The following is a 12,238-nucleotide window of genomic DNA, read 5'->3' as shown; positions in this document are numbered from 1 at the left end:
TCATTGCATTAGCTGCTGAACAATTGGTGATATTACCTGAAACTCAGTATCACCTTTCGTTCTGTACCCGTCATTCGTTGGGTGTATGCCGTCACTGAGCAAGGCGCGCCAAAGCCCCGTGCTTTTCCATATCTTATAGTGCTGCACGATTGGTACGTTATTATTCACTGCCACCATGGATAGTGCGGAAACATAATCGTAAAGATTTGGATTCTTCGGGTTTGTTGTCGGGTTTGGCTCAATGAGTACAACGGTCTTACCAGAAGCTTTAGCAATTTTAACGAGCTGATCCATCTGCGAATAATATTGATCTACCGTCTGCAGGCAGTAATACCCATCATTCATTCCATAGTTGAATGTTACTATGCTTGCGGTAGACGATTGCATTTTTGTATAAAAATTAGGGTTTCCATTTAGTAAGTCTTTTGCGCAAGTAGATGCTTCCCCCCTGTTGTACACAATTATTGAGCTTTGTCCAAATCTTGATTGAAGATCCGTGAACAATTGTCCGGGCGCCGATATGTCAGCAAGGGTTATTATCGTACCGTTATATGTTAGCGCTTGGGTTGTGGAGTCGCCAAACTGCTCTATTCCTACAGCTGCGAAAACCTGTGTTGATATAGCAGTTAAAACACATACAAAAATATTGAAAAGTTTCTTCATACAGACCCCCATTAGAGATATTTCATTATACGCGGAGTAGTTGATGAATGTTACCGAAAATGACCGGTATATACTGGCGCGAACGCTCTGGGGTGAAGCACGCGGGGAAGGGTTGTCAGGAATGATCGCCGTAGCCTGGTCTATCCGGAACCGGGTCGAGGATGGAAAGGAAAAGTCGTGGTGGGGTGAGGGGTACGCCGGTGTGTGCCAGAAGCCCTACCAGTTCAGTTGCTGGAACAAGAACGACCCGAACTACCCGATGCTCAGTGGCGCGAAGCCGATCCCGTTTCGCGAACTGGCGCAGTGCCGCATCGCGGCTGATCAGGTGATCGACGGAAAGGTGGAGGACCCAACCAACGGGGCGACTCACTATTACGCCGCCAGCATGCCGTCGGCGCCGAAGTGGGCGAACGGCGCGAAGAAGACGCTCACGCTGGGGAATCATATCTTCTTCAGGGACGTGCCATGAGCGAAATCAAAACAGTTGGCGCTTGCCTCGGGCAGGGTGCGGAGGGATCGATCTGGTTTTTCTGCCCGGGTTGCAAGGGACCTCACAGCATCAAGGTCAATTCGCCCAACACGCCCGGTCCGAACTGGGGTTACAACGGCAATCCGGATTCGCCAACCTTCACTCCAAGCGTACTGACGACCGGGTTTGAACATGTAACCGAGGAAGAGCATGCAACGCTGATGGCTGGCGGGCATGTCGAGCCGCGGCCGTTCGTTTGCCATTCGTTCGTCACTGAAGGCCGCATCCAGTACTTGAGCGATAGTACGCACGCGCTGGCAGGTCAGACGGTTGACCTGCCTGACTGGGAGACGTCATGGGAAAGCTGGTGATCAGGGCACGACCTTGATCGGAATAGGATCGCCACAATTCGGCTCGAAGTAGTAGCCGGGGATTTTGTGCTCACGCATGACCGCCTTGTGCTGATTGAGTTGCGCCTTGAGCGTTCGCACCTCCCGCGATTGCTCGCAGCTTTCGGTGTTCAGCCTGGTGATCGTTTCTTTTGCTTTCGCCAGATCTGCGCGCGCCGCTTCTCGCTCTTTCGTAGCCTCGCCGTTCATGTCGACCAGCTTGGCGATGTTCTTCCGCTGCCGGCTCACTTCATCCTGAAGCAAGCGCAATTCCTCGATGAGCAGGCGCGACTGCTGCTCGAGCATTTCCTCTCGGGTGAATTCATCGGGCCATTCGGCCTCTGGTGTGGCTTCCATTTGGCAAACTCAAATACTGTTTGGATATACAGTAATCGAGGCAGGCGGAAAAATGCCAGCCAAGGTGACGAGTTGCATTTGATGGTGGGGAAGGTCGGCAGAACGCCGTAGATGGATGTTGTTGAAAAGTCGCTGAAGGCTGAATGAATTCACATGAATCCACAGCAACCTTCAACAACCTACCCCTTGGAAACGCTGGGTTTCGTTGGGTCAAATGGTGGAGCCGGGGGGATTTGAACCCCCGTCCGCCAGTACTCCGCTGTCGGGCCTACATGCTTAGCCGTGTCTATTAAGTTAACCCTCAGCGACCCGACGGGCAGGGTGCTTTGGGCGAGCTGTGTAAGTTTTAGCCGATTCGTCCACAGCGTACTGCACGGCGATCCTGTTCTGTATGACAATCATTTTGGGTTTACAGGCATCCCCTGATGATTGCTGGAGCCGAAGCTACCAGAAGGAAGGCTAGCGCCGCTTACGCAGCGAGAGCTTGTTCCCCGTAGGTTTCGTCATTGGCAACTATAGAAAGTTGCAACAGTGGATTTACGACTTCTGTTACCAAGTCGGCATGCCCCTAGAGTTTCATCACCGGCGTCGAATCCTAATCGGCCCCAATTCTGCTGCTCTAGCAGTCAGGCCGCGGAGTGTACCCGAATCAACGGGATACGTCACCTTGAGCCTTTCGCAGATCGGCAGGCCGACTCACGGCCGGCCCAGGCCGGGCATTACTTGGTGGCGCCGCCGTCCGAACCATCACCGCCGGTTTTCAACGATGTGATTTCTTTGGTGGTCAACTCGATGCATTTTTTGTCATCGCCAGCCTTTTGAGCCGCCATGGCATCGGTCATCGTTTTTTCCAGCTCCTGCTTGCTGTCCGCGCTCATATTGGTGCTGGTGGACGTGTGGGCATCCTTCAGGGTCTGCAGGTTGGCGCCGCACAGGTCATCAGCAGCGAATACCGGGGAACCCATCAGTGCAGCGGTCAGAAACAAACCAGTCAGTGCTGTGCGTTTCATGTGTATCTCCTTAAGCCTGGGGACTCGGTATGGCCGGTTAACAGTGGCCGATGTCCGAGATAGAGGAATAAGCGTCCCGTGTTGTGGCGCTTAAAGAGATGGACTGCCCTCAAACGCAGGGGTTCTATTTATTTTCGAGATGGTGTGAAAAAGCCATGTTGCAGGATGTTTCATTCATATGGAGCGAAAATCGCTCCATATGAGTGCATCAAGCGGTTCTTGGCCGGGTCACGCGGTCAACCAGGTACACCAGCCCGTGGTAGTCGATTCCGCCGTGTTGGGTCAGGCCGATTTCACAGGTGCGGCTGGTGGAGATGCCCTCGCTGCAGTACTGCACGGCATCCTTCAAGGTGCGTAACGAGTGGGCATTGAGCTCCGGCGTGGTGAAGCCTTTATCACCCGCAAAGCCGCAGCAGTGAATGCCTTCGGGAATAACCACGTTGACGCTGCACAACCGCGCCAGTTCGATCAGCGCCTGGCTTTCGCCGAGGTGTTGAGTGCTGCAGGTGACGTGAACCGCGATGGCTTCCTGTTGAGGTGTGAACTCCAGTTTGTCGAGCAGATGCGTGCGGATGAAACGCACCGGATCATAAAGGTCGAGGCGGGTGTCCTTCAGGTCCTGGACCAGTCGAAGCGTGCAGGGACTGGTGTCGCAGTAGATCGGGTCGAGTCCGCCACGACTGGCGTTGGTCAGCGCCGCGAGCAGTTGCTGACGCTTCTCTTCGGCTTGCGCTGCGTAACCTTTGGAGGCGAAAGGCTGGCCGCAGCACAGGCTGTCCTGATCGTCGGGGAACACCACTTGGTAACCGGCTTTTTCCAGCAGGCCACGGGTTTTGTCCATCAGGGACATTTGTTCGTGATCCGCGGCTGCCGGGCCCATGACCCGTGAGACACACGCGGCGAGGTAGACCACGCGCGGGCGTTGATCGTCGACCGGTGGATTGAAGCGGATGGCGTTTTCCGGCTGTGGCATGGCGGGTGTCCATAGCGGGACACGACCCGAAGAGGCCTTGGTCAGCGCAGCGGAAATCTTCGCCAGTCTCGGCGCACCCAACAACATGCGGGCGCCGTTCGCGGCATGCAGGGTAAAGCGCGCGCCTTTGAGCGCCGTTGTGAAGTGATGCGCCAGCCAGTCGGCGGTCCTGCCGTGCGTGGCTTCTTGTCCCCGCAGCTTTTTCACCAGCTCCCCGGTGTTGATACCGACTGGGCACCGCTGTGCGCACAAGCCGGTGGCGGCGCAGGTCTCGATGCCCTGGTAGTGATAATCGCGCTCAAGGTCGGTGGTGTCGGTGCCGGCGCGTTTTTTGGCCTGGATGTCGCGCCATATCACGATGCGCTGGCGCGGGCTCAGGGTCAGTCCTTTGGACGGGCAAACCGGCTCACAGAAACCGCACTCGATGCATTTGTCGACGATGGCGTCGGCAGCCGGCATTGGCTTGAGGTGCTTGAGGTGGATCTGCGGGTCTTCACTGAGCACCACGTCGGGGTTGAGGATGCCGTTGGGGTCGAGCAAGCGCTTGAGTTGCCACATCAATTGATAGGCGTCGCTGCCCCACTCGAGCTCCACGAACGGCGCCATGTTGCGCCCGGTGCCGTGTTCAGCCTTGAGCGAGCCGTTGAACTCGACGGCGACCAGCTGTGTCACGTCGTCCATGAAGGCCGAGTAGCGGGCGATTTCCTCGGGGTCGTTGAAGCCTTGGGTAAAGACAAAGTGCAGGTTGCCCTCCAGCGCATGGCCGAACAGGATGGCTTCGTCGTAGTGATGCTTTTCGAACAGCTCGATCAGGCGTCGCACGCCAATCGCCAGTTGTTCGACCGGAAAGGTGACGTCCTCGATGATCACCGTGGTGCCGGTTTCGCGCACGGCGCCGACGGCGGGGAATGTGTCTTTGCGGATGGCCCACAGTCGCGCGTTTTCAGCGGGGTCTTCAGTGAAGTCCACCTGCTTTTCCACCGGGAAGTGCGCGATCGACGCCATGATCTGCGCCAGTTGTTCGTGCAGCATAGGCTGCGTGGCCGCGCGGGCTTCTATCAGCAGCGCGCAGGCGTTTTCCGACAGCTCTCGTACGAAGGCGGGCATGCCCGGTTTGTTCTGCACCGAGCGCATGCTGCGCCGGTCGAGCAGTTCGACGGCGGAGACCGGCTGGGTTTTCAGCACGGTGACGGCGTTGCAGCAGGTTTCCACATCTGGAAACACAATCAGCGCGGAGGCCTTGTTCGGGTGATCGAGCACGGTGTCGTAGGTCACTGCGCTGATGAACCCAAGGGTGCCTTCGGAACCGACCAGCAAATGGCTGAGGATATCCAGCGGCTCTTCAAAGTCGACCAGGGCGTTCAGAGACAAACCGGTGGTGTTTTTCAGGCGGTATTTGTGGCGAATCTTTGCGGCGAGTTCGGGGTTGGCGCGGGTTTCGCGACCCAGTTCGCGCAGACGCTCGAGCAGCGGGCCGTGACTGGCGCGGAACGCGGCGACGCTCTGGGCGTCTTCGGTGTCGATGCGTGTGCCGTCGGCCAGCACCAGGCGAATGCCTGCCAGCGTGTGATACGTGTTTTGCGCCGTGCCGCAGCACATGCCGCTGGAGTTGTTGGCGACGATCCCGCCAATCTTCGCGGCGTTGATGGAGGCCGGGTCAGGTCCGATCTTGCGTCCGAACGGTGCCAGCCAGGCATTGGCCTGTGCGCCGATCACGCCTGGTTGCAGGCGAATCTGTTCGCCTTCACGACGGACTTCGCGCCCGTTCCAGTTATCGCCGAGGACGATCAGCACCGAGTCGCTGATGGCCTGGCCCGAGAGGCTGGTCCCCGCCGCACGAAACGTCACGGGAACCCGGTCGACTTGCGCCAGCTTGAGCAGCGTGACCACTTCCTCTTCGGATTCGACGCGGATCACCAGTTTGGGGATCAGCCGGTAAAAGCTGGCGTCGGTGCCGAAGGCGAGCGTCGACAGCGGGTCGTCGAAACGACGGTCGGCAGGAATCAGGCGCTTCACATCGTCCAGAAACGAGGCGGGCAGGCTCATACGGTCTTCCTCACGGGGTCATCTTCGTGGCGCCGCGGCATCTGGCGTGCCGCGTGCGTTTTCTACAGCGTGCGCTCAGGCGCCGAGCTCGCGAACCAGTGAGTCGCGGGTGATTTCGCTGACGGATTTGGCGCCTGTCAGCACCATGGCTACGCGCATTTCCTTTTCGAACAGTTCGAGCAAATGCTTCACGCCTGCTTCGCCGTGCGTGGCGAGGGCGTAAATGAACGCGCGGCCGATCAGCACGGCGTCGGCGCCCATGGCAATCATGCGCACCACGTCCAGGCCGCTGCGAATGCCGGAGTCGGCGAGGATCTTGATCTCGCCTTTTACAGCGTCGGCGATGGCGGGCAAGGCACGGGCGCTGGACAGCACACCGTCGAGCTGGCGGCCGCCATGGTTGGAGACGACGATACCATCCGCGCCGAATTTCACGGCGTCGCGGGCGTCTTCGGGGTCAAGGATGCCTTTGATGATCATCGGGCCGTCCCAGAAATCGCGAATCCATTCCAGGTCTTTCCAGGAAATCGACGGGTCGAAATTGTTGCCGAGCCAGGCGATGTAATCCGTCAGGCCGGTGGGGTTGCCGCGGTAGGCCGACACGTTGCCCAGATCGTGCGGGCGGCCGTTCACGCCCACATCCCAGGCCCATTGTGGATGGGTCATGGCCTGCAGGACACGGCGGATCGGACCGTTCTTGCCGCTCATGCCGGAGTGCAGGTCGCGATAGCGGGCGCCAGGTACCGGCATGTCCACGGTGAACACCAGCGTCTTGACCCCGGCGGCTTTGGCGCGCTCCAGAGCATTGCGCATGAAGCCGCGATCCTTGAGGACGTAAAGCTGGAACCACATCGGCCGGTCGATGGCCGGGGCGACTTCTTCGATCGGGCAGAGCGAGACGGTCGACAGCGTGAAGGGAATCCCTTTGGACGCCGCCGCGCGAGCCGCCTGTACTTCGCCACGGCGGGCGTACATGCCGCACAGACCGACCGGCGCCAGTATCACGGGCATGCTCAGGGTTTCATCGAACAGCCGGGTTTCCAGGCTGAGCTCGGACATGTTCTTCAGCACGCGCTGGCGCAAGGCGATTTCGGACAGGTCCGAGACGTTGTGGCGCAGGGTGTGTTCTGCGTACGCGCCACCGTCGGCGTAATGAAAGAGAAACGGAGGCAGCTTGCGTTGCGCAGCGGCACGATAATCGGTGGAGGCAGAAATGATCATGGGGTCTCGCAACATTGAGTGAGCGGGGCAACGCCGGGTGCGCGTGAGCACACCCGGCGCTCGTCTCGTTAATGAACCAGCATGCCGGTCAGCCAGTACGCCTGGACGTAGGTGATGCAGCCCACGATGGCCGCGAAGAAGATGCTGTGCTTGAGCGTGAAGCGGAACAGGTCCGATTCCTTGCCCACCAGACCGGTCGCGGCGCAAGCCACGGCGATCGATTGCGGGGAGATCATCTTGCCGGTCACGCCGCCGCTGGAGTTGGCGGCAACCATCAGCACGTCACTGACACCCAACTGGTGCGCGGTGGTCGCTTGCAGCGAGCCGAACAAGGCGTTGGACGAGGTGTCGGAACCGGTCAGGAACACACCGAGCCAGCCAAGGAAGGGCGAGAAGAACGGGAATGCTGAACCCGTACCGGCCAGAACAAGCGCCAGTGTCGAGGACATGCCCGAGTAGTTCATGACGAAGGCGAAGGCCAGCACCATGCCGATGGACACGATGGCCCAGCGCAGTTCGAACAGGGTCTCTTTAAAAGTGGTAAGACCAGTTTTGACGCCGATTCGCAGCACGATCATCGCCAGAATCGCCGAGATCAGAATGGCGCTGCCGGAGGCTGCCAGCAGGTCGAACTTGTACACAGCAGGCATGGCCGTCGCTGTTGCAACGATCGGTGCGCCTTTCATGACCAGTTGATCCAGGTGTGGAACCGGGAAGTTCATGGTCAGCGACGCCAACGGACCGCCTGCGGCGAACAGGGCCTTGAACGGCTTCAAGGTCCAGATCGTTACGATGACGGTCAGAATCAGGAACGGTGACCAGGCCTTGAGGATGACGCCTGCGGAGTACGGGGATTTTTTGGTGGTGCGTGGCTGACCGAAGCCGCCAGGACCGCCGCCCATCACGACTGCGCCGCCGCCTGCGCTTGCCGCCTGCATGTCGGTTGCGCGGGCGGGTTGCCAGACTTTCAGGAAGAAGGTCAGGGACACGAGGCTGACCAGTGCCGAGGTAATGTCAGGCAGTTCCGGGCCAATGTAGTTGGAGGTCAGGAATTGCACGACGGCGAAGCTGCCGCCAGCCACCAGCGCGGCGGGCCAGGTTTCCTTCACGCCTTTCACGCCGTCCATCATGAACATCAGCCAGAACGGCACGAAGACCGACAGCAGCGGCAGTTGACGGCCCGCCATTGCGCCGATCTTGAATGCGTCGATGCCAGAGACCTGGCCGGCGACGATGATCGGAATCCCCAGTGCGCCGAACGCGACTGGCGCGGTGTTGGCGATCAGGCACAAGCCTGCTGCGTACAGCGGGTTCAAACCCAGGCCTACCAGCAAGGCTGCCGTGATCGCGACCGGAGCACCGAAGCCTGCCGCACCTTCCAGGAAGGCGCCGAAGCAGAACCCGATCAGCAAGACCTGCAGGCGTTGGTCGTCAGTGATCGACATGACCGAACTGCGAATGATCTCGAACTGGCCGCTCTTGACCGTCAGTTTGTAGAGGAACACCGCCGCAACGATGATCCACGCGATTGGCCACAAGCCGTAAAGGAAGCCATAGGCCGCCGAAGCGACCGCCATGTCGGCAGGCATCTGAAACGCGAAGATCGCGATCAGGACGGCAAGCAACAGGGTGATGGCGCCTGCAACATGGCCTTTGAGCCGGAACACGGCCAAGGCGAGGAAGAAGAACACGATGGGAACGACTGCAGCGAGTGCCGATAGGCCCAGGCCGCCGAGAGGTGTGTAGAGCTGTTGCCAGGTTTGCATGTATGAGGCCCCTAATTGTTGTTGGTTAGGCCCGGTGTCTATGTCGTACGTGCGCTGCTCCTGCAGGGGACAACTGCGTGTCTGTCGTCCTGCCGGTGCTGACGAACGAAGTCGCACAGCTCACCAGCTCAAGCGTTCCGCCGTCGCGAATTGCTTGCGGCGTGTCGTGGAGGATGACCACTAGTCGCCGGCATTCATAAATTGGTAATACCAATTTACAATGTCTTGTCGCTAGGTTAAAAGCCTTGGCATTGGTGTGTCAATTTAAGCCTGTAGAACTTTTGTAGCAGTTATCTGGGTTTTCGCCTGAATCGGAGATTTGTCCTACATCTGCTGGGTGAATGTCTGATCACAATCAGCGAGAATAATCGCCCCCCGCAGTCGTGTCGGACGGGGCAGCTGAGGATGTGGAGAAAGGGGATGGGCTTCGATCAGGTGCGTCAGCGCCGTTTGTCAGACGATATTGTCGAACAGCTCGAGAGGATGATTCTCGAAGGCACGCTGCGGGCGGGTGAACGTCTGCCGGCGGAGCGTGCGCTGGCCGAGCAGTTCGGTGTGTCGCGCCCGTCCCTGCGTGAAGCGATCCAAAAGCTCACTGCCAAAGGGTTGCTGATCAGTCGTCAGGGTGGCGGCAATTATGTGGTGGAAAGTCTGGGGTCTACCTTCAGCGATCCGTTGCTGCACCTTTTGGAAAGCAGCTCCGATGCGCAACGCGACCTGCTGGAGTTTCGGCACACCCTCGAAGCGTCCTGTGCTTACTACGCCGCGATCCGCGCGACGGACGTCGACCGTGCACGGCTGCGCGAGGCCTTTGACGCCTTGCAGGATTGCTACGCGCGGGTCGATGAGGTGAGTCGTGCGGAGGAGGGCGCGGCCGATGCGAATTTCCACCTGGCGATTGCCGAAGCCAGCCACAACGCGGTGCTGCTGCACACCATTCGCGGGCTGTTCGATCTGTTGCGGCGCAATGTCGTGACCAACATCGGCGGTATGTACAAACAACGCTCCGAGACACGCGACATGCTGATCAGTCAGCACCGTGAGCTGTATCTGGCGATTATCGAAGGTCGGGCGGACGATGCCCGGGAAGTGTCCAGTCGACATCTGCTGTACGTGCAGGAAGTGCTGGAAGAGGTGCGTCAGCAGGTGCAGCGCACGGCGCGGGCCGAACGGCGTAACGGGATTTAGGTGATGGCGGCTTTCTGTAGGAGCGCGCTTGCCCGCGATTGCGGTGTGTCAGTCATGAATTAATCGTCTGATACACCGCAATCGCGGGCAAGCGCGCTCCTACAGGTCTGTGCAGACCGTAGAAGCCCGAAAGAATCAGTCTTCCTTGCCTTTGTTCCGCACAGCGCGTTGCAGCTCGCGATTGGAGTCGCGTTCGCGCTCGGTATCACGCTTGTCGTACTCCTTCTTGCCTTTACCCAGAGCGATTTCGCACTTGATCAAGTGCGCTTTCCAGTAAAGGGCAAGGGCGACCGCGGTGTACCCTTTTTGCGCAACAGCGGCGTTGAGCCTTTCCAGCTCGCGCTTGTTGAGCAGCAGTTTACGGGTGCGTGTCGGGTCAGCGATGACGTGGGTACTGGCTGTCGTCAACGGCGTGATGTGGCTACCCATCAGCCAGGCCTCACCGTCCTTGAGCAGCACGTAACTGTCCACCAGCTGCACCTTGTTGGCACGCAGGCTTTTTACTTCCCAACCGGCCAGGACCAGACCGGCCTCGAACTTGTGTTCGATGAAGTAATCGTGACGCGCCTTTTTATTTTGCGCGATGGTCCCTGTGGGATGTTTCTTGAGCTTAGCCATAGGCGACGCATTATAGGGATCAACGGTGCTCTCGGCTATGGGCTCGGCAACGTGAAGCAGTGTGCTTGAGCACGTTGAGTGAATCCCGGACAATGCCCGATCTTTTTTGCGTGTTGGACGTGTCAACGATGTCGACGGACAAGGTTTCGGTTCACGGCAGCTGGGCGAGCCGCTGGGTGTTTATCCTGGCTGCCACCGGCTCGGCCGTGGGGTTGGGAAGTATATGGAAATTCCCCTACATGGTCGGCGTCTACGGCGGCGGTGCGTTCGTGTTGGTGTTCCTGGCGTGCATCGCTTTGATCGGCATTCCGGTGATGATGGCCGAAACCCTGATCGGCCGTCGTGCCCGCCAAAGTCCGGCCAATGCCCTGAAGGTGCTGGCGCTGGAGGCGGGGCATTCGAGCAAATGGTCGTGGGGCGCATTTGCCGGGATGATCACCGCGCTGCTGATTCTTTCTTTTTATAGCGTCGTCGGTGGCTGGTCGCTCGAATACATCATCGATGTCGGGAAGGGTGATTTTCAGGCCGTCACGCCCGATGGCGTAGGGGCGTTCTTCGGCGAGTTGATCGCCGACCCGTGGCGTCTGGTGGCATGGCACACGCTGTTCATGCTGCTGTCGGCAATCACCATCGCCAAGGGCGTCAATGCCGGTCTTGAGCGCAGCCTGCGAATCCTGATGCCGCTGCTGTTCGTGTTGATAGTGATTCTGCTGGGCTACAGCCTGACCACCGGGCACTTCATGGAAGGCGTGCATTTCATGTTCGACTTCACGCCTGAGAAGCTCCTCGACGGGTTGCTGCCAGCCATGGGGCACGCGTTCTTTTCGCTGAGCGTCGGTGTTGGTTCGATCATGATTTATGGCGCCTACATGACCAAAGAAGCTTCGATCAGCGCGACGGTTGTCGGTGTGGCGCTGCTGGATACCTTCGTTTCGTTGCTCGCCGGCCTGGCATTGTTTCCGATTGTGTTCGCGGCAGGTCTGAATCCGAGCGAAGGTCCGGGCCTGATGTTTGTCACTTTGCCTTATGCGTTTGGTAACGTAGCGTTCGGCACCGTCATGGGCGTGGTGTTCTTCATTCTCGTCGCCGTGGCGGCGTGGAGTTCGGCGATCTCGCTGCTGGAGCCGATGGTTGCCTACCTGGTAGAGCGCACCAAGGTGCGTCGTGGCTGGGTGACCTTCTGGCTGTCGTTCATCTGCTGGTTTGTGGGGCTGGGAACGGTGTTCTCGTTCAACATCTGGAAGCAAGCCAAATTTTTCGTGAACGAAGGCGGCGCGTTTCATCTCTACCAGTGGGGCGCAACGGCTGGCCTGGATTTCTTCGGCGTGATCGATTTCTTCACGTCGCGGATCATGCTGCCGCTGGGTGGATTGTGCTTTGTGATTTTCGCGGGTTGGGTGATGGGCCGTGAAGCGGTGCGCGACGAGTTGTCGGTACGCAGTCCGGTTCTGTTCGCTCTAACGTTTTTTTTGATGCGCTATGTGGCGCCGATCGGCATTCTGATTGTGTTTGCCGCTCAGCTTTGGAAATGACGCTGA

The 12,238-nt window shown here is 58.8% G+C and carries 11 protein-coding genes and 1 other RNA gene; 4 read left to right on the top strand and 8 right to left on the bottom strand.

Going from position 1 to position 12,238, the window contains the following annotated elements; all coding sequences use genetic code 11:
* Positions 1-663 carry an SGNH/GDSL hydrolase family protein gene (locus BLS87_RS24140; RefSeq protein WP_167362097.1) on the bottom strand — a complete coding sequence of 221 codons (663 nt, stop codon included), beginning with the start codon at positions 661-663 and terminating at the stop codon, positions 1-3.
* Positions 664-706: 43 nt separating this feature from the next.
* On the opposite strand from BLS87_RS24140, the gene BLS87_RS24135 reads away from it, so the two are divergent.
* Together BLS87_RS24135 and BLS87_RS24130 are read left to right on the top strand one after the other, a co-directional pair.
* Positions 707-1,132, top strand: coding sequence for a cell wall hydrolase (locus BLS87_RS24135; protein WP_074756416.1), 426 nt, complete (start codon positions 707-709; stop codon positions 1,130-1,132).
* Positions 1,129-1,503: a ubiquitination-like system serine protease family protein gene (locus BLS87_RS24130; protein ID WP_074756414.1), complete on the top strand. Its 375-nt coding sequence runs from the start codon at positions 1,129-1,131 to the stop codon at positions 1,501-1,503. The genes BLS87_RS24135 and BLS87_RS24130 overlap by 4 nt, the downstream gene beginning before the upstream one ends.
* Here BLS87_RS24130 and BLS87_RS24125 read toward each other — a convergent pair whose 3' ends face one another.
* The 6 genes from BLS87_RS24125 to BLS87_RS24100 form a co-directional block, all read right to left on the bottom strand.
* On the bottom strand, positions 1,504-1,878 hold the full coding sequence (locus BLS87_RS24125; RefSeq protein ID WP_074756412.1) for a hypothetical protein: 375 nt from the start codon (positions 1,876-1,878) through the stop codon (positions 1,504-1,506). It abuts the gene before it with no gap.
* Between the two features lie 215 nt (positions 1,879-2,093).
* Positions 2,094-2,485, bottom strand: a transfer-messenger RNA (tmRNA) gene (gene ssrA / locus BLS87_RS24120).
* Positions 2,486-2,597: 112 nt separating this feature from the next.
* Positions 2,598-2,888: a hypothetical protein gene (locus BLS87_RS24115; RefSeq protein WP_074756410.1), complete on the bottom strand. Its 291-nt coding sequence runs from the start codon at positions 2,886-2,888 to the stop codon at positions 2,598-2,600.
* A gap of 208 nt (positions 2,889-3,096) precedes the next feature.
* Positions 3,097-5,907, bottom strand: a complete 2,811-nt coding sequence (locus tag BLS87_RS24110; RefSeq protein WP_074756408.1) for an FAD-binding and (Fe-S)-binding domain-containing protein — start codon at positions 5,905-5,907, stop codon at positions 3,097-3,099.
* A gap of 75 nt (positions 5,908-5,982) precedes the next feature.
* Positions 5,983-7,128 (bottom strand): FMN-dependent L-lactate dehydrogenase LldD, encoded by a 1,146-nt coding sequence (gene lldD / locus BLS87_RS24105; RefSeq protein WP_074756406.1) that lies wholly within the window; start codon positions 7,126-7,128, stop codon positions 5,983-5,985.
* A 68-nt stretch (positions 7,129-7,196) separates the two neighbouring features.
* Entirely contained in the window at positions 7,197-8,894 is a 1,698-nt protein-coding gene (locus BLS87_RS24100; protein ID WP_074756404.1) for a lactate permease LctP family transporter, read from the bottom strand.
* Positions 8,895-9,314: 420 nt separating this feature from the next.
* Between BLS87_RS24100 and BLS87_RS24095 the strand changes: the two genes are divergently transcribed.
* Entirely contained in the window at positions 9,315-10,082 is a 768-nt protein-coding gene (locus BLS87_RS24095; RefSeq protein ID WP_074756402.1) for a GntR family transcriptional regulator, read from the top strand.
* Between the two features lie 135 nt (positions 10,083-10,217).
* Here BLS87_RS24095 and smpB read toward each other — a convergent pair whose 3' ends face one another.
* Positions 10,218-10,700 (bottom strand): SsrA-binding protein SmpB, encoded by a 483-nt coding sequence (gene smpB, locus BLS87_RS24090; protein ID WP_062389795.1) that lies wholly within the window; start codon positions 10,698-10,700, stop codon positions 10,218-10,220.
* Between the two features lie 128 nt (positions 10,701-10,828).
* Here smpB and BLS87_RS24085 point away from each other — a divergent pair, with 128 nt between their 5' ends.
* On the top strand, positions 10,829-12,232 hold the full coding sequence (locus BLS87_RS24085; protein WP_074756535.1) for a sodium-dependent transporter: 1,404 nt from the start codon (positions 10,829-10,831) through the stop codon (positions 12,230-12,232).
* The last annotated feature ends 6 nt before the right edge of the window (positions 12,233-12,238 follow it).

This window comes from Pseudomonas abietaniphila (genome assembly GCF_900100795.1).
Classification (GTDB): domain Bacteria; phylum Pseudomonadota; class Gammaproteobacteria; order Pseudomonadales; family Pseudomonadaceae; genus Aquipseudomonas; species Aquipseudomonas abietaniphila.
Note: the sequence above shows the minus strand (reverse complement) of the source record. Positions and strands in the feature narration are given on the sequence as shown.